Below are 24,129 nucleotides of genomic sequence, written 5' to 3' on the forward strand. Positions count from 1 at the left end.
GCGGCTGCTTATAACGCTTTTGGCGGCTGAATCGCCCGCTAAATCAAGCCGCTGGCAATTCGTTCTTCTGTGATCGACCGGGCCCTTTGGCCCAGCTTCCTATCGACAAGGACGCATTGCATGAATGCCCAAGACGCACTGAAACTTGCTCGCCGCTTTATCGAACTGCCTCAGGAAAAACGCCGCCTGTTTCTGGAGGGGCTGCAACAGCAAGGGGTGGACTTTGCCCTGTTCCCGATTCCGGCCGAGGTGTTGGTAGACGAGCGTGACGGGCTGTCTTATGCCCAGCAGCGGATGTGGTTCTTGTGGCAGCTCGACCCGCAGAGCGCCGCCTACAACCTGCCGATGGCTGTGCGCCTGAACGGCGAGCTGGATAACGCCGCTTTACAGAGTGCCTTCGATGCCTTGGTGGCTCGGCATGAAACCCTGCGCAGCCAGTTCAGTGAACAGGATGGCGTGGTCCGCCAGCGGATTGTCGAGCCGTTTGCAGTCAGCATTGCCCGCCATGATTTGAGTGCCCTGGATACCGACGCTCGCGAAGAACAGGTCCGCACCCTCGCCGATGCCGAGGCCCTGGCGCCTTTCGATCTGGCCCACGGCCCACTGCTGCGCGTGCAGTTGCTCAAACTTGCCGATCAAGAGCATGTGCTGCTGCTGACCCTGCACCACATCGTCGCCGACGGCTGGTCGTATAACGTGCTGATCGACGAATTCATTCGCCTCTACGATGCCGCCAGCAGCGGCAGTGACGCAGCCCTGCAACCGCTGCCGATTCAGTACCGCGACTACGCCCTGTGGCAGCGCAGCTGGCTGGAGGCCGGTGAGCAGGATCGCCAACTGGACTACTGGCGCGCCAAGCTCGGCGATGACCACGCACCACTGGAACTGCCCATCGACCACTCGCGCCCGGTAACGCCGAGCTATCGCGGTGCGCGTCACGAGTTTCAGGTTGAACCGGCCCTGGCCGAGCGCCTGCGTGGCCTGGCCCGTGAACAGGGCGTGACCCTGTTCATGGTGTTGCTGGCGGCCTTCAAGGTACTGCTGCATCGCTACAGCGGCCAGCAGGCGATCCGCGTTGGCGTGCCGGTGGCCAACCGTAATCGGGCGGAAGTGGAAGGGCTGATTGGTTGCTTTATCAATACCCAAGTGCTGCATACCGAGATTGATCCGCTGATTGATGTGCGGGAGTTATTGCAGCGGGTCAAGGAGACTGCGCTGGGTGCGCAGGGGCATCAGGAGTTGCCGTTTGAGCGGTTGGTGGAGGCTTTCGGTCTGGACCGCAGCCTGAGCATCAGCCCGCTGTTCCAGGTGATGTTCAACCACCAGTCGCAGGTGGCGGATGCCGGAGCGATCAAGGGACAGTCCGGCCTGAGTATTGCGGCGCTGGAGCGGGAAACGCGGATTGCCCAGTTTGATTTGTCGCTGGATACTTACGAGAAGGGCGGCAAGTTGTTTGCGGCCTTCGGCTATGCCATGGATCTGTTTGACAGTCGTACCGTGGCGCAAATGGCCGGTCACTACAGCAACCTGTTGTTGGCTTTGGCTACCCAGCCGCAAGCGCGTGTCTGCGAGCTGGTAGTACTGGACGATGAGCAGCGTCGGCAGATCGTTCAAGGTTGGAACGCCACCCAGGTGGATTACCCCTTGCATCGCGGTGTCCATCAACTGATCGAAGCCCAAGCCGAGCAAACACCGCAGGCCCCGGCCCTGACGTTTGGCGCGCAGACCCTGAGCTACGCCGAGCTCAATGCCCGGGCCAACCGCCTGGCCCACCATCTGATTGCTCAGAGTGTGCAGCCCGACGGGCTGGTCGGCATCGCGGCGGAGCGCTCGCTGGAGATGGTGGTTGGCCTTTTGGCGATTCTCAAGGCCGGTGGCGCTTACGTGCCGCTGGACCCGGAGTACCCGACCGAGCGCTTGGCCTACATGCTGGAGGACAGCGGTATCGGCCTGCTGTTGAGCCAGTCGCATCTGCAATTGCCGCTGAGTGAAGGCGTGCAGCGTATTGATCTGGACCAACAAGGTGACATGCTGGCCGGTTTGCCCGACACCAATCCGCAGGTGTTGCTCACCGGTGAGCATTTGGCCTACGTGATCTACACCTCTGGCTCGACCGGCAAGCCCAAGGGGGCCGGTAACCGCCACTCTGCACTCACCAACCGTTTGTGCTGGATGCAGCAGGCCTATGGGCTGGAGGCCAGCGACAGCGTGATGCAGAAGACCCCGTTCAGCTTTGACGTATCGGTGTGGGAATTCTTCTGGCCGCTGATGACCGGCGCCCGTCTGGTGGTTGCGCAACCCGGCGCGCATCGTGATCCGGCGCAATTGGTCGAGCTGATCAATCGTGAAAACATCAGCACGCTGCACTTCGTACCCTCGATGCTGCAGGCTTTCCTGCAGGACGCCAATGTCGGCTCCTGCCATAGCTTGAAACGCATCGTATGCAGCGGCGAGGCGCTGCCGGTGGATGCCCAACTGCAGGTATTCAGCATGCTGCCACAAGCAGGCCTGTACAACCTCTACGGCCCGACTGAAGCGGCCATCGACGTGACTCACTGGACCTGTGTGGACGAAGGCTGCGATGCAGTACCTATCGGTCTGCCGATTTCCAACCTTGGCTGTCACGTGCTGGACGCCAACCTGGAGCCGGTACCGGTCGGTGTGCTGGGCGAGCTGTATCTGTTTGGCGAAGGCCTGGCGCGGGGTTACCACCAGCGACCCGCACTGACCGGCGAGCGCTTCGTGGCCAGTCCTTTCGCTGATGGGGCGCGGATGTATCGCACCGGCGACCTGGCCCGCTACCGTAACGACGGTGTGATCGAATACGCCGGCCGAATCGACCACCAGGTCAAATTGCGCGGCCTGCGTATCGAGTTGGGCGAAATCGAAGCGCGCTTGCTGGAGCATGAGTCGGTGCGTGAAACCGCTGTGCTGGCGGTGGATGGCAAGCATCTGGTGGGCTACGTGGTGCTGGCGCAGCAGAACGATGACTGGCGTGAGGCGCTGGCCGCGTATCTGGCCCAAAGCCTGCCGGATTACATGGTGCCGGCACAGTGGATCGACCTTGCGCAGATGCCGCTGAGTCCCAACGGAAAACTGGACCGCAAAGCCCTGCCACGACCCGACGCAGGCACCGCGCAAACCGAATATGCCGCCCCGCAAAACGGACTGGAACAGCGCATTGCCGAGATCTGGCAAGACGTGCTCAAGCGCGAGCAGATCGGCCGCAACGACAACTTCTTCGAGCTGGGCGGCGACTCCATCGTCTCCATTCAGGTCGTCAGCCGCGCACGCCAGGCCGGCATCCAGTTCAGCCCCAAGGACCTGTTCCTGCACCAGACCGTGCGCAGCCTGGCTGCTGTGGCTGAAACCGGCACCGAAGTCCTGCTGATCGATCAGGGGCCGGCTATTGGTGACGTACAGCTCACACCGGTACAACACTGGTTCTTCGAGCTGCCGATGTCCGAGCGGCAACACTGGAACCAGTCGCTGCTGCTGGACGCCCAGCAACCCATCGTTGCAGAACGGCTGGAACAGGCTCTGCAAGCGGTGGTGCAGCGGCATGATGCACTGCGCCTGCGTTACGCATCCGAAGGAGGTAGCTGGCGCCAGTGGTATGCCGATGTTGGCACCGAGCAGAACCTGCTTTGGCAGGGGCCTGATAGTGAGGCTTTCCATGATGAGGTGCAGCGCAGCCTGAACCTGGCCGAAGGCCCCTTGCTTCGCGCCGCGCTAATGGACCGCCCTGAGGGTGGTCAGCGCCTGTTGTTGGCCATCCATCACCTGGTGGTGGACGGCGTGTCCTGGCGGATCCTGCTTGAAGACCTGCAGATCGCCTATCAGGGTTTGGCGCTGCCAGCCAAGACCAGCTCATACCAAAGCTGGGCGGCACGTCTTGAAGCGTTGGTAAACACCGAGCAGCGTCAGCAAGAACTCGATGGCTGGCTGGCCCGACTGCAAGGTCCGATACACGAGTTGCCGCGTGATAATCCAGACGGCGGCCTGCTGAACAAGCATGGCGCAACCCTGGATATCCGCTTGGATGCCGAACGCACTGAGCGCTTGCTCAAGCAGGCGCCCGCCGCATACCGCACCCAAGTGAACGATCTGTTACTCACAGCTCTGGCGCGCGTGCTGTGCCGCTGGAGCGGCAACGAGTCGGTGCTGGTGCAGATGGAAGGGCACGGTCGTGAAGACCTGTTCGACGACATCGACCTGACCCGCACCGTGGGTTGGTTCACCAGCCTGTATCCGGTGAAACTGACCCCCGCTGCTGAGCTTTCAGCCTCTTTAAAAGCAGTGAAAGAACAACTGCGCGATGTACCTGAAAAGGGCCTGGGTTACGGCCTGCTGCGTTATCTGGGTAGCCCGCAAACCCGCCAGGCCCTGGCAGCGCTGCCGCAACCCCGTGTCACCTTCAACTACCTGGGGCAGTTCGATAGCCAGTTCGATGAAAAAGCCTTGTTCACCCCAGCCGGCAAAGGCGGCGGCCAGGCCCAGGCGGACGATGCGCCATTGGCCAACTGGCTCAGCGTTGAAGGCCAGGTGTACGGTGGTGAACTGTCACTGCGCTGGGGCTATAGCGCAGAAATGTACCGGGCAGAAACCATCCAGCGACTGGCCGATGAACTGGTTGCTGAGCTGCATGCAGTGATTGAGCATTGCACGGATACACAGACCTTTGCGATCACGCCGTCTGACTTCCCGCTGGCGAAATTGACCCAGGCGCAACTGGATGATCTGCCGGTTGCTGCTCGGGATATCGAGGATATCTACCCGCTGTCACCGATGCAGCAGGGCATGTTGTTCCATACCCTTTATGAACAGGAGGGGGGGGACTATATCAATCAGATGCGGGTGGATGTGCGGGGGCTTGATGTTGAGCGTTTTCGTCTGGCATGGCAGCAGACCCTGGCCGCTCACGAAATCCTACGCAGTGGGTTTGTCTGGCAGACCGATGCCCAGAATCCGCATCAGATAGTCACCCGCCAGGTACAACTGCCGTGGCAGGAGTACGACTTGTGCGGGCAGGACAACCTGCAGCAGTCGCTGACGAGCCTTGCCAAACGTGAGCTGGATGCAGGCTTCGTGCTCGACAGAGCGCCTTTGCTTAAAGTCTGCCTGGTGCGTACCGAAGCTCAGAAGCATCACCTGATCCTGACGTTTCACCATCTGCTGCTCGATGGCTGGAGCAGCTCGCGGCTGATCGATGAAGTGCTCCAGCGCTATGCTGGCCAGCCAATCCCGGCGCCAGCCGGACGCTACCGTCACTACATCGAATGGCTGCAGCAGCAGAGCTCGCTGCACAGCAAGGCGTTCTGGCAACCGCGGCTGGAGCAACTGCAAGGACCGACCCGGCTGGTCCAGAGTCTGGCGCCCGTTGCCGATACTGTCGCGCAGGCTGGCGCTGGTCAGAGCGTTCATTTGCGTGTGGACCAAACGCGCACCGAGCGCCTTGCCAGTTTTGCCCGGCAGCGACGGGTGACTGTCAATACCCTGGTGCAGTCGGCATGGCTGCTGCTGTTGCAGCGCTATACCGGGCAGGACTGTGTAGCTGTTGGGGCAACCGTGGCTAACCGCCCCGCGCATCTGGCCGGAATTGAAGAGCAGATCGGGCTGTTCATCAATACCCTCCCGGTGATTGCCAGTCCTGCGCCAGACATGACCGTGGACCAATGGTTGGCGCATGTCCAGGCGCTGAATCTTGAGTTGCGCGAGCATGAGCACGTTCCGCTGTTCACCCTACAGGGCTGGTTCGGGCACGCGAACGAGGCGATGTTCGACACCTTGCTGGTTTTTGAGAATTACCCGTTGTCGGCCGCCATCGACCAGTCTCAGAAGGCCGGGCTGTGTTTTGGTGAAGTGCTCAACCAGGAGCGCACCAACTATCCGCTGACCCTTGTGGTAACACTGGCTCAGTGCCTGAGCATCGACTTTGATTATCATCCGGGCGTGTTGAGTCATGGCGCCGTGCAAGCCTTGGCGGCGCAGCTCGACTCGCTGCTCACGCAACTTGGCGAAGACGGCGGCAAAGCCCTGGGCACCCTTGAACTGGTAGCGACAGCACCGCTCGATCCGCTGTTGCAGGTGTCCGGATTGCCGAGTACTGCGCCCGTGGCATGGCTGCATCAGTTGATTGAGCGACAAGCGTTGCTGGCACCTGATGCCACCGCGTTGGTCGTCGGCCAGCAGCAACTGACCTATGCGCAGCTCAATAGCCAGGCCAACCATCTGGCGAAGCTGCTGATCGAGCAGGGCGCCGGGCCGCACAGGCTGGTCGGTATCGCCTTGCCTCGCAGTGCGTCGTTGATCGTGGGGTTGTTCGCGATTCTCAAGACCGGCGCAGGTTATGTGCCCTTGGACCTTGAGTACCCGGCCCAGCGTCTGGCCTACATGCTTGAAGACAGCGGGGTTGATCTGATCCTGGGGGATGAGCAGGCCAGCAGTTTGTTCAGCGGCGCCGACCTGCGTGTGTTGCGTGTCGACCAGCTGGCGCTGCCTTCGCAGGGCGGCTGTAATCCCGATGTAGCGCTCAGTGAAAGCCACCTGTTCTGCTTGTTGTATACCTCAGGCTCGACCGGGCAGCCCAAGGGCGTGCTGTTGGAGCATGGTGCATTGTTGCGTCATCTGTTGACGGTTCAGCAGTTCTACCGCGTCGAGCGCGATGATCGGGTGCTGCATTTCGCCTCGTTGAACTTTGACTGGGGCACCGAACAGTGGCTGTTGCCGTTGATAAGTGGTGCCTGTTGTATCTTGCGCGGTGAAGGGTTGTGGAGCGCCGAGCAGGCCCTGGACGTTATCGAGCAGCAAAAGCCCAGCATCGTCTACTTTCCGACGCAGTACGCCTGCCAGTTGGCGGCCTTTGCCAGCAGCACCGGGCGCAGGGCCGCTGTGCGCTCGTTCAATGTTGCCGGCGAGGGGTTGGCGCGGGAGGGCTTTGAGCAGATTCAGTCTGCCTTGCAGCCCGATACCATCGTGAACGGCTACGGTCCGACCGAAACCGTCATTACCCCATTCTTGTGGCGGGCCAATGGCGCTACCCGCATTACCTCAGCCTATGCGCCGATCGGCACACCGATTGCGGGCCGCAGTGCGTTCATTCTGGCTCACGGGTTGGCGGTGCAGCCTGTTGGGGTCACGGGCGAGCTGTATATCGGCGGTCAGTCGCTGGCCTGCGCTTATCATCGGCGAGCGGCGCTCACCGCTGAGCGTTTTGTGCCTGATCCGTTTTCTCAGCAGCCAGGGGCGCGGCTTTATCGCAGCGGCGACTTGGTCCGGCAGACCGAGAGCGGTCAGATGGAATACATCGGCCGGGTTGACCATCAGGTAAAGATTCGTGGTTTTCGTGTCGAAACCGGCGAGATAGAAGCCTGCCTGTTGGGCTTTGCGCAGGTAGCCAGCGCTGTGGTCATCGCCGTGCCTGGGCCGCACGGTCAGCAATTGGCGGCTTACATCGTGCCGCATGCAGCAGCGGATGCTCAGCAGGCCGTCGACCATCCGCAGCTTTGTGCAACGCTGCGCGAAGCACTGTCCAAGACGCTGCCTGCCTATATGCAACCAACCTTCTGGCAAGTGCTGGAGTCTCTGCCGTTGAGCCCCAATGGCAAGCTCAACCGCCAGGCGCTACCGACCCCCGATGTGAGCCTGTTGCAGCGTGAATACGTCGCGGCACAGACCGACCTACAGCGCACCCTCGCGCAGTTGTGGTGCGAGATTCTCGGCGTACAGCGCGTCGGTCTGCATGACAACTTCTTCGAACTGGGCGGTCATTCGCTGCTGGCGACTCAGGTGATCAGCCGGGTACGTCACCAGTTGGGCATCGAGGTGCCGCTGCGTGCGCTGTTCCGGGCAGAGGATCTGCTGACATTTGCCGACGTTGTGCAGGCTGCTTCACAGGCCGCTTCTCAGTCCGGCGTCAGCCGTGTGATGCCTGCGATGCAGCGGGTCGATGCGGCGCAGCCTCACCCATTGTCCTTTGCGCAGCAGCGCCTGTGGTTTCTCTGGCAGATGCATCCGGACAGTTCGATGTTCAACATCTCTCGCGTGCTGCAACTCGATGGCGCGCTGAACGTCGATGCCGTGCGGGGGGCCTTCGAAGTACTGCTTGAGCGTCATGCGGTGCTACGTACAACTTACTCGATGGTCGATGGCCAGAGCCTGCAACAGGTGCATCCGGCAGTTGCACTGCCCATGGTCTACCAGGATCTGCGCGATTTGCCGGCGCAGCAGCGCGAGCTGTTGGTCAGTCAGGCGCAGGCCGAAAATGCCCACGCGCCCTTTGATCTGATCAACGGTCCGGTATTGCGCATCGCGCTGGTGCAGACGGCGGACGAACAGTCGCTATTGCTGGTAACCCTGCATCACATCGTTGCTGATTACTGGTCGTTCACGATCCTGATGCGTGAGTTCGTCGAATGCTATGACGCGGCGCTCAGCCAACGAGCTGCGCAATTGCCGCCCCAGGCGTTCAGCTATCTGGACTTTGCCGTGTGGCAGCGTCAATGGCTGGAGGCCGGTGAAAGCCGGCGGCAACTCGACTACTGGAGCCAGGTGCTGGGCGGCGACCCGACGGTCACCCGGCTTCCAGGCTCGGCATCGCCGGATATTGCGGCCGGTACGTGTGACGTTCAAGTGTTCGAGCTGTCGGCCTCGCTGTCCCGGGCGCTGCGCGAGTTCGGCAGGTCTCGTGGGTTGACGCTGTACATGGTGTTGCTGGCCAGCTTTGCGATGGTCGTGGCGCAACGGTGTGGCACGGGCAGGGTGCGCTTGGGCACGGATGTCGCCAACCGTAATCACGCTGCCGTTGAAGAAGTGGTCGGCTTCTTCGTCAATCAGTTGGTACTGCATCTTGAGCTCGATGAGCACGTCAGTGTCGAGCAATGGTTGCAAGCGTGCAGCGATGCGGTGGTTGGAGCCTCCGACCATCAAGATCTGCCGTTCGATCGGTTGGTGGAGGCTTTGCGTCTGCCTCGTCAGGGCGGGCGCTCACCACTGTTCGCCATCAAGTTCATTTACCAGGAAAGCACTGCGCCGGCGCCGCAACCCCAAGCAATACGCCTGAGCCACCGCGAGCCGGGCCAGGCGGTCACGGAAATGGATCTGATCGTGGAGTTTGTCAACAGCGAGCAGGGTATTACCGCGGCGCTCAAGTACGACGTCAGCCTGTACTCCAAGGCGGATATGCAAGATCTGTATGGCGGATTGCAGCAAGGGCTTGAGTTGATGATAGCCGAGCCGCAAGCACCGATGTCGCGGCTGCTGGAGCAAATCGCCGAGCGTCAGGCTGCAGTGCAGCAGGCACGTGCCACGGAGCGCCACGAGCAGCTCAAGTCGCAGCATCCGATCCGCCGCCGCAGCCGAGGCGTCGAGCTGCAGTAGCCAATGTCATTGCGCTGGCAGCGTTCGCCAGCCGTTTCACCGAATGGGAGATGGAAATGTCCAAGTTTGAGTTGCAAGCGATGCCGGCCTTGGCCAAGGGGCGACGCAAGAGCCTGAACATGAATCAGGGGGGGCTGGTGGATTTTTCGCCGATGCTCGAAGGCTCCAGTCTGCCGCTGCTATGCAAGCCCAATGTACCGGGTGTCAGCCTTGCTCAGTGGGCTAGCGAGAACCGGCAACTGATCGAGCAAAAGCTCGACCAGCACGCGACCATTCTTTTCCGTGGATTTGCGGTTCAGGACATCGGTGAGTTCAACCAATGCGTGGATGCGATCTCTGGCGGCGCGCTGGAGTATCTGTTCCGGGCTTCGCCGCGGACCCAGATCAATCGCTCGCTGAATGTCTACAGCTCCACCGACTACCCATCGGCGGAAAAGATTTTCCCCCATAACGAGCACTCCTATTCGCCAGTGTTTCCGCTGCACCTGTATTTCTATTGTGACGTGCCATCGCTAACGGGCGGTGAGACGCCCTTTGGCGATACCCGGCTGATCCTGCCACGCATTGAACCGGAGGTGCGTGAAGCCTTCGTGCGCAAGGGCGGGGTGTTGTACGTGCGCAACTATGGTGACGGCATGGGGCTGCCCTGGCAGACCGTGTTCCAGACCGAGGATCGCGGCGAGGTCGAGGCGTACTGCGCGAAAATCGGCATTATTGCGCAATGGAAAGACGGTAACCGTCTGCGCACGCGGCAGAAAGGCCCCGCGATGGTTCGTCATCCGCGTACTGGCGAGGTGGTGTGGTTCAACCATGCCACCTTCTTCAATGCCCTGACGTTGCCCGAGAGTATCCGCGACAGTCTGCGCGCCGAGTTTGCCGACGAAGATCTGCCCCAGAACACCTTCTACGCCGACGGTAGCCCCATCCCCGAAGACCATATTCGTCATCTGCAGCAAATCTACCGGGACATCATGGTCGAGTTCACCTGGCAGAGCGGGGACGTGGTGATTCTGGACAACATCCTGACCATCCATGCGCGCAACGGGTACAGCGGGCCGCGCAAGATTCTGACGGCGATGGCCATCCCCCTTAAAAGCAGTGAAGTCGCACTTGGCCAAGGAGTTTCGGCATGACAGGCAACGCCCACGCAGACATTTTCCAGACATCTTCCCAGCAAGCCTCGATTCTGCAGTCTGCTCAGCCGGATTTGCTGCTTGCACTGCTGCAGGTGGAACTGACGCAAACCTTCTCGCCACAGACCCTCGAGCCCGTGTTGCGCGAGTTATGTGAGCGGCACGAGATCCTGCGTACACGGTATGTTCAGGCCGCTGGAATGAAGCGTCTGGTGCAGGAGATTCACCCGCAGGCGCAACTGCAAGTCGTGCGCAGTGACGATCTGGCGCAGGCCCGCACTCAGGTAAGGGAAGGCTTGGCGCAGTATCCGTTGGTCGCCAGCGTCTATGATCGACAGTTGCTGGTGGGCGTGGCCTTGGCCAGTGCTGACGAGCAGAGCCTGGTGCAGTTGTCCCAGGAGTTGCAAGCCCTTCTCGATGGCGGCGCATTGCAGCCTTTCGACGGTTTGCAGTATGCCGATTACGCGGCCTGGCAGGCTGACCTGGCAGATGAGCCCATCGGCATCGAGGGGCGGGCGTTCTGGCGGGAGCTGTTTGCCGGGCAGCCTGCGACGCTGCCCTTGCCGGGCCAGCTCAGACATCGCGCCGCAGTCGTAGAGGCTGCCGAGCAGCGCGCGGTGGGTTTCGCCGCGGCATTGGGCGCTTTGTCGGTTGACGCTGCGCGGGCTGAAGAGACATTGCTGGGACTATGGGCGGCATTCATTGCCGGGCTGGATCAGCAGCACAGCCTGCTGGTAGGGCTTGATGTCGACGGCCGTAATGAGCAACTGGCGCAGACCCTGGGGCACTTCGCCCGGCAGTTGCCGGTCAGGCTCGATCTTGATCTGTTCGGTTCGTTCACGGCGCAATGGCCGGCCTTGAATCGCCAGATTCAACTGAGCCGCTCCTGGCTCGATTGCCTGGATGAGTCCGAGGCGCCGCTGGCTTATGCCTGCGGCTACCGCGTGGCCGCCGATGATCGACAGGCTCACATCGAGCTGGAGCACCCGCCAGCATTGAAACTGTATTTGCAGGTTCAGGCCAGTGGCGATGATGCGTCCCTGAAACTGCTGAGCCCGGCGCGTCTGTTCACGGCAGGTCAACTGCAGGCCTGGCTGGAGCAGTTCGTGCATTTTGTCGTTCAGCTGGCTGGCGAACCGACCCGGCCGCTGCAGCAGGCCTTGACCGTCGATGCAGCGCAACAGGCGCGGGTTTTGGCGCTGTATGACCGACGCGGTGCAGTAAACCCGAGCATTGGCGGGTGCCTGCACGAGATGTTCGAACAGCAGGCCAGGCTGCATCCTCAACGTATCGCCCTGCAGGTCGGCGAGCATACCGAGGACTACGCATCTTTGGACCAGAAGGCCAATGGCCTGGCGCATGTCCTGCGCGAGCGCGGGGTTGGGGCGGATAGCGTGGTTGCGGTGTATGGCGAGCGATCGGTGGAAATCATTGTCGCCCTGCTGGGTATCCTTAAGGCCGGCGGGGCTTATCTGCCGCTGGACCCCCTGTACCCGGCCGATCGGCTGTCGTTCATGTTGCATGATGCAGGTGTACAGGCATTGATCAGCCTTGAGCCCCTTGCCGCTGATATCGAGGTCGGTGCGGGTATCGAGCGGCTGGCACTCGAGAACGGCTTGCCGGCAGCACGTACCGACGGGGTGACCGCAGATGGCGGGCAAAATCTGGCCTATGTAATCTACACCTCCGGCTCCACCGGCAAGCCTAAAGGCGTTATGGTCAGCCACGCCAATGCCTGCACTTCGACTCAGGCGCGTGCCGAGTTCTACAAGGCTCCCTTGCAGCGCTTTCTCATGCTCTCTTCGTTCTCTTTCGACAGTTCGGTGGCCGGGCTGTTCTGGACGCTCGGCCTGGGCGGCACGTTGTATCTTCCGCAAGAGGGGCAGCACAAAGACCCGGCCAGCATTGCCCGGGTGATTGGCGAGCAACGCATCTCGCATTTTCTGGCACTGCCTTCGTTCTATGCGCAGATTCTTGAGCATCTGGACAGCGCGGCCCCGGCTTGTGTGATCGTGGCTGGCGAGGCCTGCCCACTGGAGTTGTGCCATCGACACCTGGCGCTTTTGCCGGACACCTTGCTGGTCAACGAATACGGCCCATCAGAGGCAACCGTGTGGTGTTCGGCGCAAACTGTCGAGAACCTACCTTCGGGTGAGCGGGTTGCGATTGGCGGTCCGATTGCACAGGCGTGCCTGCTGGCACTGGATGAAGAGGGCGCGCTGGCCGGGTTTGGCCGTGCGGCAGAACTGTTCGTGGGTGGCCCGGGGCTGGTTCGCGGTTACCTGAACCGACCTGCCCTGACTGCGAGCCGCTTCCTTCCTGACCCCTTTGCACAGGCCCCCGGCCAGCGCCTGTACCGTACCGGCGACCGAGTCGTCAGCTCGGTGGAGGGCGCTCTGGACTATCTGGGACGTCTGGATTTCCAGATCAAGATTCGTGGTTATCGCATTGAGCTGGGCGAGATCGAAAACCGGTTGTTGCAGTCGGCTGAGGTGCGTGAAGCCGCTGTGATTGCCCGAGAAACGGCCGCGGGCCCGCAACTGGTGGCCTTCGTGGTACGGCGCAGTGCTGCTGCCAGTGCGGCGGTCATCGAGGCTACGCTGCTCGAACGCCTGCGTGAACAGATGCCGGAGTATATGGTGCCTTCGCTGTTGCAAGTCATCGACAATATGCCGTTGACGCCCAACGGCAAGCTCGATCGCCAGGCGCTGTCGGCCCTGGAGGTGCGTACCCATGAATACGTAGCACCACGCAACGAGCTCGAAGCTGTACTGGCCGAGATCTGGCAACAGGCGTTGCAGTTAGAGCGGGTGGGTGTGAACGACAACTTCTTTGCATTGGGAGGGCATTCGTTGCTGGCCACGCGTATTCGTTCTGAAGTCCAGTCACGCCTCAATCTCGATCTGCCGCTAAGAGCGTTTTTCGAAGGCGAGACCGTTGCGTTGCTGGCGATACAGGTTGAGCAGCATCGGCAAAGCAGCCTGGGTGACGACAAGGTCGATGCGCTCGAAGCTTTGTTCGATACGGTGGAGGACGTATGACCGAGCTTTCGCAACGTATGCTGGTATTGTCCAGACGCTTCGCCGCGCTCGGTCCGCAGGAGCGGCGCGCGTTGCAGCAACGCATGATTGATCAGGGGTTGTCGCTGGATCTATTGCCGATAGCGCCTCGCGAATCTGCCGGCGAGCCGGTCGAGGCATCTTATTCCCAGCAACGCCTCTGGACCCTGTGGAAATTCGATCCGCTTTCGAGCGCTTATAACCAGCCGACCCTGTTGCGGCTTAAAGGCACGCCGGATGCAGCCCGGCTGCAACGTGCCTTGCAGGCGCTGGTTGATCGTCATGAAGTGCTCAGGACCAACTTTCGTCAGGACGGACGCAGCGTGCAGCAGGTCATTCATGCACGGCGCGTATTGAGCCTTGAGCAGATCGACCTGCGTGGTCACGATGACGCGCAGGTGCAGGAGGAGCTGGATCGGCAGTCGTCGCAGGCGTTCGATCTCGAGCACGGTATGCTCGTGCGCGCCAGCCTGCTTGCCACTGGCGCAGACGAGTATGTGTTGGTGTTCTGTACTCATCACATCGTCACCGATGCCTGGTCCATGCCGATTCTCGTCCAGGAAGTGGTTCGTCACTACACCGATGGGCAAGACGCTGCGGCGTTGCCAATCCAGTACGCCGACTACGCCCGCTGGCAGCGGATGTGGATGGAGGCCGGTGAGGCCGAGCGTCAATTGGCGTATTGGCGTGAGCGGCTGGGAGATGCCGCTGAGTTCGGCCAAGTGTGTCTCGATTCGCCACGCCCTGCCCAGCGCTCGGGGCTGGGTGCCAGGGTCTTTATCGAGATGAGTGCCAACGCGGGGGAGCGGGTCCGGGAACTGGCCGCCGCGCAGGGATGTACACCGTTCATGGTGCTGCTGGCGGCGTTGCAGGTGCTGTTGCTGCGCTACACCGGGACAAATGTCGTGCGGGTCGGATCGCTGGTGGCCAACCGCACCCGTGCGCAGGTCGATGGCCTGATCGGTTTCTTCGTTAATACGCAGGTCTTGCAAGGCGAGCTTGAGGGCCGCCAGAGCTTTATCGAGGTACTGGCGCAGGTCAGGCAGCGGGTGCTCGAGGCGCAAGCGCATCAGGATCTGCCATTCGAGCAACTGGTCGAGGCCCTTGAGCCACTGCGCAGTCTGGATCGCACGCCTCTGTTTCAGGTGCTGTTCAATCATGCCACGGCTTCGCCCGGCGGCTTGAGCCTGCCGGGTGTCGAGGTGCATGCCATCACGAGTGCTTCTGAGTCGGCGCGGTTCGACCTAGCCCTCAATACCGAACAAGACGGCAACCGCCTCAGTGCGTCGCTGTTGTATGCCAGTGAGCTTTTCGATTGCGCTACCGTGCAGCGTCTTGGTCAGCATTGGGCGCAGTTGCTCGAAGCCGCCCTGGATACACCTGAGCGGGCTGTCGAAGAATTGCCCATGCAGCCTGGCAAGGCATTGCAGGAGGTCTTGCTCGCCCAGGCCGGCCACCTGCCTTCGGCCGGGGAGCATGTTCATCAGCGCTTCGAACGGCATGCGCTGCTGAGCCCTGAGGCGCTTGCGCTGGTCGAAGGCCGTAGGACGCTGAGTTATCGGCAACTGAACGCGCAGGCCAACGCCCTGGCGTACCGTCTGATTGCCAGGGGTATAGGCCCTGAGTCTCTGGTCGCGCTGGCGGCAGAGCGCTCTGTCGATGCCTTTATCGGCCTGCTGGCCATTTTGAAGGCCGGTGCCGCGTATGTGGCACTCGACCCGCAGTTCCCGCAGCAGCGTTTGACGCAGATGCTGTCCGACAGCCGCGCCACGTTGCTCTTGACGCCGGCAAGCCTGGTCGAGCGTTTCGACGGCTCACACCAGGTACCGCTTATGGTGTTGGAGGAGCAGACAGCCCTTGACCCTCAAGCGCTGCCAAACCCGTCGCCCAGCATCTCCGCCGGAAATCCTGCCTATGTGATTTTCACTTCCGGGTCCACCGGGCGGGCCAAGGGTGTCTGTATCAGCCACGCGGCCTTGAGTAACTATGTCGAGGGCATTGAACGGCATCTGCCGCTGCAAGGGGTGTCGAGCATGGCGCTGGTTTCAACGCTGGCTGCCGATCTTGGCCACACCATGCTGTTCGGGGCGCTGGCCAATGGGCGAACGCTGCACCTGATCGATTCTGATACGGCGGTCGATGGGCATGCTTTTTCAACCTATATGCGCGAGCATGCCGTCGATGCCTTGAAGATTGTGCCATCGCATCTGGCGGCCTTGCTCTCTGACGATAACGCCGACGTGCTGCCCCGCCGCTGTCTGGTATTGGGCGGTGAAGCCTGCTCGGCTGATCTGCTTGGACGAATCGAGACCTTGGCACCGGACTGCAAGGTCGCCAATCACTACGGGCCGACTGAAACGACTGTGGGGGTGTTGACTCATACCCTGGCGGCTGGTGAGCGCCAGGCGCCGGCGTTGGGCCGGCCGCTGCCGAACGTGCACGTCTATGTTCTGGATCAGGCCGTTGAACTGGCCCCGTTCGGTAGCCCTGGCGAGTTGTACGTGGGTGGTCCCGGACTGGCACGTGGTTACCTGGGGCAAGCGGCGTTGACGGCTGAACGTTTTGTACCCGATCCGTTCGCCGGGAATGGTCTACGCCTGTACCGCAGCGGTGACCAGGTTCGCTACCGCAACGACAGCACCCTGATGTTCATGGGACGGCTTGACCAGCAGTTGAAGATTCGCGGCTATCGCGTCGAGCCCGGCGAGATACAGCAGCAATTGCTGGCGCACGAAGCGGTACGCGAGTGTGTGGTGCTTGGGCACCGTGCCGCTGCTGGCATGCAGTTGCTGGCCTATGTGGTCGTGCAACCGTCTGCCAACCTCCAGGAGGCAGCGATCAAGCTCTACCTGCGCGAGCGAGTGTCGGCCCATCAGGTCCCGGCTCATGTCATCGTGCTTGATGCGTTACCTATTACACCCAACGGCAAACTCGACCGTGCCCGTTTACCGCTCCCTCAAGAGCGGGAAGTCATGACCTCTGCCACAGCGGCCCGAACGCCTTTGCAGCATTGTTTGCTTGATGTATGGCAGCAAGTGTTGGGACGAGATGATATTGGTATCGAGGATAATTTTTTCGAGCTAGGTGGTGATTCGATCATTGCCATCCAGATGGTCAGCCGTGCCAGAAGTGCAGGGGTTCACATCCTGTCCAGAGATGTGTTCCGCCACCAGAGCGTCCTGGAACTCGCAAACGTAGCCCGGGTGCAAGATCCGGTCTCTATTGATCAAGGCCCTGTTGAAGGTACAGTAATCCTGACGCCGATTCAGCGCGGTTTCTTTGAAGCGCCGATTCCTCAGCGCCATCATTGGAACCAGTCCGTGTTGCTGACACCGTCGCAGCATCTGATTGCCGGGCACCTCGAGCAGGCCCTGGTTAGCTTGATTGCCCAGCATGATGGGCTGCGCACACGGTTCCAGAAGCATCGCGATGGCTGGCAAGCCAGCTACGCTGAGGCTGACAACCGGGAGCTGCTCTGGACTCGCAATGCGGATAGTGCAGATGATCTTCGTGTCATCGGTGAGCATGCCCAAGCCAGTCTGGATATTGCTTCAGGGCGCCTGTTGACTGCTGTGTTGATTGATCTGGCTGACGGATCCCAAAGGCTGTTGCTGGTCGTTCATCATTTGGTCGTCGACGGTGTCTCCTGGCGGATTTTGCTGGAAGATCTACAGGCGCTGTATCGCAGCATTATTCAAGGCAAGACGCGGCCTTTGCCTGCAAAGACCAGTTCATTCCAGATCTGGGCTGCGCGCTTGCAAGCCGAAGCCATTAGTGCTGAACGGATGCAAGAGTTGCAGTACTGGGAGCGCCAGTTGCAGGGCGTAAATGCAGATCTGCCTGTGGATTATCCAGGCGGTAGCAACTTGGTCAGTCAGAGCCGGGCGGTAAGTTGTGCGCTGTCTCGCAACGAAACACGAATGCTGCTGCACGAAGCCCCGGCGGCCTATCGAACACAGATTAATGATCTGCTTTTGACGGCCCTTGCGCGGACGCTGCAACGCTGGACCGGCGCCGATCAAACACTGGTTCAGTTGGAGGGGCATGGCCGTGAAGAGCTGTTCGACGACATTGACTTGTCGAGGACGATTGGCTGGTTCACCGCACACTATCCCGTGAGGCTGCTCGCTTGCCCGGACTTGCCTGGGTCGATCAAAGCGATAAAGCAGCAGCTCAGAGCGATACCTGGCAACGGCTTGGGTTATGGGCTATTGCGTTACCTGGGGGATGATCTGAGTCGCGAGCAGCTCAATGCCCTGCCGACTCCACGGGTGACGTTCAATTATCTTGGGCAGTTTGATCAAAGCTTCGATGAGCACTCGTTGTTTGTGCCCGCCAGCGAGTTTGCGGGTGAAACGCGCAGTCAGGACGCGCCATTGAGTAATTGGATTTCGGTCAATAGCCGGATCTACGCGGGCGAACTGGTCATGAGCTGGACCTACAGTAGCGGGTTGTTCCAGGACGAGACCATCGAGCGACTGGCCCACGATTACATCAATCAACTACGTACACTGATTGAACATTGTGCCAACCCGGCCACGGGCGGGCTTTCATTGTCGGATTTTCCGCTCTGCGCGCTGACCCAGCAACAGCTGGACGCACTCCCGGTTGTGGCGCGAGAAGTCGAGGATATCTATCCGTTATCACCGATGCAGCAAGGCATGTTGTTTCATACGTTGTATGAGCAGGATGCGGGCGACTACATCAACCAATTGCGTGTCGATGTTCAAGGGCTTGATCCTGAGTTGTTCCATCAAGCGTGGCAGACCACTCTGGCTTCACACGAGATACTGCGGACATCTTTTCATTGGCTGGGAGAACTGGATCACCCTGTCCAGGTCGTTCATCGGCAGTGGGTATTGCCGTTCTCGCTCGTGGATATGCGTGGTGTACACGACCTGGATCAGAGGCTCGATGAACTGGCAACGCAGCAGCGAATGCGCTGTGCGCAATTAAGCACGACAGAGCCAGCCCTAAGGCTGGCACTGGTGCAAACCGACGGCGGACATCATCTGGTGTACACCAGCCATCATATTTTGATGGACGGCTGGAGCAGTTCGCGTCTGGTAGGTGAAGTTCTCCAGCGCTACGAGGGTATGGATCCTGGATCATCCATCGGGCGTTACAGAGACTATATTGCCTGGCTGCAGGCGCAGGATAACGATGCTTGCGCCGCTTTCTGGCGTAAACAACTACTGCTACTCAATGAGCCGACCCGGCTGGCAGGTGCCGTCGCTACTCAGCGTCATGGTGAGCAGGGGCATGGTGAGTATCGAGACAGTTGCAGCGCCTCACAAACCAGCCGATTGATCAAGTTTGCCAAACAACAGAAAGTCACGGTCAATACCTTGGTACAGGCCGCTTGGCTGCTGTTATTGCAGCGCTATACTGGGCAGGAGTCGGTGGCGCTCGGTGCCACGGTGTCTGGGCGTCCGACTGACCTTGCGGGTATCGAGCACCAGATAGGCCTGTTCATCAACACGTTGCCGCTCATCGCAGCGCCTCAACCACAGCAGTTGTTGAGTGACTGGTTGCAGGCATTGCAATCGCAAAACCTTGCACTGCGAGAGTACGAACACAGTCCCCTCAGTGACATTCAACGCTGGGCCGGTCGCGGAGGAGAGCCGTTGTTCGACACTCTTTTGGTATTCGAGAACTTCCCGGTCGCCGAGGCTTTGGCTCGCACGGGACGCAGTCTGAGCTTTGGGGAAGTCCGCAATCTTGAGCGCACCAACTATCCGCTTTCTTTGGGTGTTGGTTTGAGCGAGCAACTTGAGCTGGTGTATGGCTATTCTCGTAAACATTTCAGCGATGTGGCTGTGCGTGCGATCAATGAACATCTCAAGCACATTCTCGAGACCTTTCTTGACCAGAGTACTGTCCGGTTAGGCGCTATCGGTTTGTTGGCGGTAGAGTCTCGAGAGGCTCTGGCCGAGTCACTTGCGGCCCCGTGTAGTGCCCCGGACCTGCCAGTGCAGGTACAAATTTCACGGATAGCCCAGCAATGGCCTGAACGTGAGGCGTTGATATTTGCAGGGCAGCGCTTTACTTATGGCGAACTGGAGGCGCGTGCCAACCGACTTGCCCACGAGCTGGTTGCCAGGGGTGTCGGCCCGGACATGCGCGTGGGCGTGGCGTTACCGCGCGGCGACGAGTTGCTGGTTGCGTTGTTGGCGGTACTCAAGGCGTCAGCGGCCTATGTGCCACTCGATATCAGCTACCCGCCAGAACGTCTTGACTACTTGATGCGCGATTCCGGAATTCGCCTGTTACTGACCTGTGCGGGTGTGCGGGGGCAATTACCCGACAATGGTTCGATTCCCGTTCTGGAGACTGACCAGATTTGTCTTGCCGCACGATCCAGCCAGCCCCCGGAGTACGATACTCAACCGGGTAACCTGGCGTATGTGATCTACACCTCCGGCTCTACGGGGCAGCCCAAGGGTGTCAGTGTCGCCCATGGACCCTTGTCGATGCACTGCCGCAGCATCGGGCAACGTTATGGCATGACTGAAAAAGACTGCGAGCTGATATTCATGTCGTTCGCTTTCGATGGTGTGCAGGAACGTTGGCTGACGACGCTGACCCACGGCGCAAGTCTGCTGGTGCGTGACGACGAACTTTGGAGTCTCGAACATACCTATGAGCAGATGCATCTGCATGGTGTAACCGTTGCGGCGTTTCCCCCTGTCTATTTGCAACAGTTGGCCGAGTTTGTCGAGCGCAATGGCAATCCTGCGCCTGTGCGAATCTACTGTTTCGGAGGCGACGCTGTGCCTGAGGCCAGTTTTGAGCTGGTCAAGAAGGCGTTGCGGCCCCAGTTCATCATTAACGGATATGGACCAACCGAGACCGTCATAACGCCAATGTTGTGGAAGGCCAACCTCTCTGAGACGTGTCAGGCAGGCTATGCGCCCATTGGCAGTTGTGTGGGGGAACGTGCTGGTTATGTCCTTGATGCACACCTGTTGCGTCTGCCGGAAGGTCTCGCAGGTGAGCTGTATCTGGGAGGTGAAGGGTTGGCGCGCGGTTATCTGGACCGTCCGGCGATGACAGCTGAGCGTTTTGTGCCTGACCCCTTCAGTAGCGGAGGTGGACGCCTTTATCGCACCGGCGACCTTGTACGCCAACGTCATGACGGCATCTTTGATTACCTCGGGCGTGTCGACTATCAGGTAAAGATCCGTGGGTTCCGGATCGAGCTGGGTGAGGTCGAAGCGGCGCTGCGTGCTTTGCACGACGTCAGCGAGGCTGTTGTGGTGGCTGACGAAACCGGCGCTGTGCGCCGTCTGCTGGCGTACGTGGTGTTACATAAAGAAGTCGAGGCTGGGCCTGACCGGCGAGATCAACTGCGTCAGCAACTCAAGGCATCCTTGCCCGACTATATGGTTCCTGCGCAGATTCTGCTGCTTGACCGGATGCCACTGTCAGCCAACGGCAAGATCGATCGCAAGCAGCTGCCTGCGGTTGATCACTTGGCAAGCGATAACGGATATGTCGCTCCGTGCAGTCCGTTGGAGATTGCCCTGTCGCAGATTTGGCAAGATGTACTAAAAGTCGAAAGCGTCGGGGTTACTGACAACTTTTTTGAATTGGGCGGGGACTCGATCATTTCCTTGCAGGTGGTCAGTCGTGCACGCCAGAAAAGCTTACGCTTTACCCCCAAGGATCTGTTTGAAAAGCAGACCGTAAGAGCGCTCGCCAGTGTCGTATCGACAGCGGGTGTTCGAGAAGCAGACAACCGTGAAGTGCTGGGGCAACTGACATTGTCGCCTGTTCAGCAGTGGTTTTTCAGCGAGCCCATACCGCAACGTCATCACTGGAATCAGTCGGTCTTGCTGACTCCCAGAGAACCCTTGTCCAGCGAGGCATTGGATCAGGCAATGCGTGCCGTGGTCAGTCATCATGATGCACTGCGGCTACGCTTCAGGATCAGTGACGGTGAGTGGACGGCCAGTCATGCCACGTTGGCCGCTCAACAGATGGCATGGCAAACAGTGCCGGTGTTGCAGTCTGTGAATGTGCCGGATCTTCGGGCACTGGAAGTTTTGGGAGAGCAGATTCAAAGCACTCTGGATCTTGCGCGGGGTCCGGTGCTGCGTGCCGCGCTGGTGACAGTCGACGGCATGGGGCAACGGTTGCTGTTGGCCGTCCATCATCTGGTTGTTGACGGCGTTTCCTGGCGGATCCTATTTGAAGATCTGCAGAGCGCTTATCAACAGGCGCTGGTCGGTACCGTGATACGCCTGCCGGACAAGACTTCGTCATATCAGCGTTGGACCGACCACCTGCAGCATCACGCGCATTCCTTGCAAGAACAGGGCGAGCAGCAGTATTGGTTCGACCAACTGGCCGGCCAGACAAGCCTGTTACCCGGTGCCGACCCCGAGGCTAGCCTGCAGAGCTGCTATGGGCAGACCATTCAGGTTGTGCTGGACGAACCTTGCACCGCCCGGCTTTTACAAACAGCGCCGGCGGCCTACCGGACCCAGGTCAACGACCTTCTACTCACGGCGTTGGCCAAGGTAGTGGGACGATGGACCCATCAGGCTTCGACGCTAATTCAGCTTGAGGGGCATGGTCGTGAGACGCTTGCCGAGGACATTGACCTTACCCGCACGGTCGGCTGGTTCACCAGTGTGTTTCCGGTTCGTTTGACGCCGGCAAAGGGACTTGCAGACTCAATAAAGTCCATCAAGGAGCAACTACGCGGCATTCCCGGTAAGGGAATTGGCTATGGCCTGCTCCGTTATCTGGGTGATCGATCGCTCAGGCAGGCGCTGGCTTCACAGCCGGTGCCGCGGATCACCTTCAATTATCTGGGACAGTTTGATGGCAGCTTTACACAAGAAGATGCGTTTCTGACGCCAGCCAGTGATGCATTTGGTGCCAATGCCGCAGCCCAGGCCCCGCTGCCTAACTGGCTGTCTGTCAGCGGCAAGGTGTATGGCGGCCGGTTACGCCTGGAATGGACCTTCAGCAGCAAAATGTTTGATACATCGACAATTCAGGACGTGGCCGAAGATTATCTTCAGGAGCTCAAAGCCATTGTCGAGCATTGCTGTGAAGGCAGTTACCGTGGTGTTACCACATCGGACTTTGCGCTGGCAAAGTTGAACCAAGAGCAGTTGGATAGCCTGCCTATTGACCCGGCAAGGATCGATGACATCTATCCGCTTGCACCCATGCAGCAAGTCATGTTTCAACATGAAAGCCATGCTCATGATCCGGGAGACCTGATCAATCAGTTGGTCATGAATGTCTCTGGCCTTGATGTGCGCCGTTTACAGAGTGCATGGCAGGGGGCTCTGGATCGCTACGAGATTCTGCGAACCTGTTTCGTTGCACAGGAAGGTTTTCAGCAGCCTGTGCAGGTCGTCCTGAACAAGCTGCAAATTCCGTTCACCGTGGTGGATGCAAGCCATATGAGCGAGGTTGAGCTGGAAGCATTCATCGCCAGCGAGCGTCTCGAACCCTTTGATCTGCAACAAGCACCGCTGTTGCGTATAACGGCGATCAAGACGTCTGAAACGGGCTACTGCATCCTTTGCACCAACCATCACATCCTGTTGGACGGTTGGAGCGGCTTTCAGTTGTTCGGTGACGTCCTTCAGGCCTACTTGGGGGGGCAGGTACCTGCCAAAGCTGGGCGTTATCGCGATTATATCCAGTGGCTACAGCAGCGAGATGTTGCGGCAGATGAAGCATTCTGGCGTACGCAACTGCAGCCTCTGAGAGTGCCTACCTTGCTGGCAGCGGTCAAGGGTATGTCGACTCACAGCAACGGCTGTGGACACGGTCATTACCATTTTCAATTCGATGAGCATCAAACAAAACGGTTCGGCGAGTTTGCCCGTGAGCATAAAGTGACGATGAATACACTGGTGCAGTCGGCCTGGTTGTTATTGCTCCATTCAAGGACCGGACACGATACGGTGGTCTGTGGTGCGACGCAGGCCGGCAGACCTCCGGAGTTACCAGGAATCGAGCAGCAGTTGGGGCTTTATATCAATGACGTGCCGTTGATTGCGACGCCACGGGCAGCGCCATCGTTGATCGCCTGGTTACAGGACATTCAGCGCTGCAATCTTTCGATGCGCGAACACGGTTTTACTCCACTTGGTCTCATTGAACGTTGGGCCTCATGTGGGGTAGGTACGCTCTTTGATACCGTCATCGTTTTTGAAAATTACCCCGCCACTGCACAGGCCACCGAGGCTGATGCGGGCGCTCTGCGCCTGCACAGCATGCATTGCAATGAACAGAACAGCACACCGATGACAGTGTATGTCGAGCTCAAGGGCACCTTGCGCTTGCACTATGACTTTCAATTGGAGGTGTTTGATGCCGATTCGATCGAGGTGCTCAATCAACAGTTGGGTTGTCTGCTTGAATCAATGATGCGCGCTGGGATCGACGAGCCGCTGGAGGGGGTGCTCGGCTGTATTGAGTCTTGACTGTTCGCTCGCCGGCTGTTGGTCGGCGAGCGCTCTTGCTGATGACAGCTACTTGATGATTGAGAAGAACCCCGGTTGTCATGCATTGGCATTTCAGCCGGT

The 24,129-nt window shown here is 59.7% G+C and carries 4 protein-coding genes; all 4 read left to right on the plus strand.

Annotation, left to right across the window (positions count from 1 at the left end; translation table 11 throughout):
- Window positions 1–120 precede the first annotated feature (120 nt).
- The 4 genes from PSCI_RS13470 to PSCI_RS13485 are packed head-to-tail and all read left to right on the plus strand — an operon-like array spanning window position 121 to window position 24,027.
- A complete protein-coding gene (locus PSCI_RS13470) occupies window positions 121–9,378 on the plus strand; it encodes a non-ribosomal peptide synthetase (RefSeq protein WP_045487565.1) in 9,258 nt (3,085 codons plus the stop codon).
- Window positions 9,379–9,434: 56 nt separating this feature from the next.
- Entirely contained in the window at window positions 9,435–10,511 is a 1,077-nt protein-coding gene (locus tag PSCI_RS13475) for a TauD/TfdA family dioxygenase (RefSeq protein ID WP_045487568.1), read from the plus strand.
- Entirely contained in the window at window positions 10,508–13,552 is a 3,045-nt protein-coding gene (locus tag PSCI_RS13480) for a non-ribosomal peptide synthetase (protein ID WP_045487571.1), read from the plus strand. The genes PSCI_RS13475 and PSCI_RS13480 overlap by 4 nt, the downstream gene beginning before the upstream one ends.
- The gene (locus PSCI_RS13485) at window positions 13,549–24,027 is read left to right on the plus strand and encodes a non-ribosomal peptide synthetase (protein ID WP_052483398.1); all 10,479 of its coding nucleotides are present in this window, start codon (window positions 13,549–13,551) and stop codon (window positions 24,025–24,027) included. Before PSCI_RS13480 ends, PSCI_RS13485 begins: the two co-directional genes overlap by 4 nt.
- The last annotated feature ends 102 nt before the right edge of the window (window positions 24,028–24,129 follow it).

It is taken from the genome of Pseudomonas sp. StFLB209, from assembly GCF_000829415.1.
Classification (GTDB): Bacteria; Pseudomonadota; Gammaproteobacteria; order Pseudomonadales; family Pseudomonadaceae; genus Aquipseudomonas.

What these genes read in the sequence shown, in the direction of transcription:
- PSCI_RS13470 (WP_045487565.1), top strand. Translation starts at nt 121, where the DNA reads ATGAATGCCCAAGACGCACTGAAACTTGCTCGCCGCTTTATCGAACTG.
- PSCI_RS13475 (WP_045487568.1), top strand. Translation starts at nt 9,435, where the DNA reads ATGTCCAAGTTTGAGTTGCAAGCGATGCCGGCCTTGGCCAAGGGGCGA.
- PSCI_RS13480 (WP_045487571.1), top strand. Translation starts at nt 10,508, where the DNA reads ATGACAGGCAACGCCCACGCAGACATTTTCCAGACATCTTCCCAGCAA.
- PSCI_RS13485 (WP_052483398.1), top strand. Translation starts at nt 13,549, where the DNA reads ATGACCGAGCTTTCGCAACGTATGCTGGTATTGTCCAGACGCTTCGCC.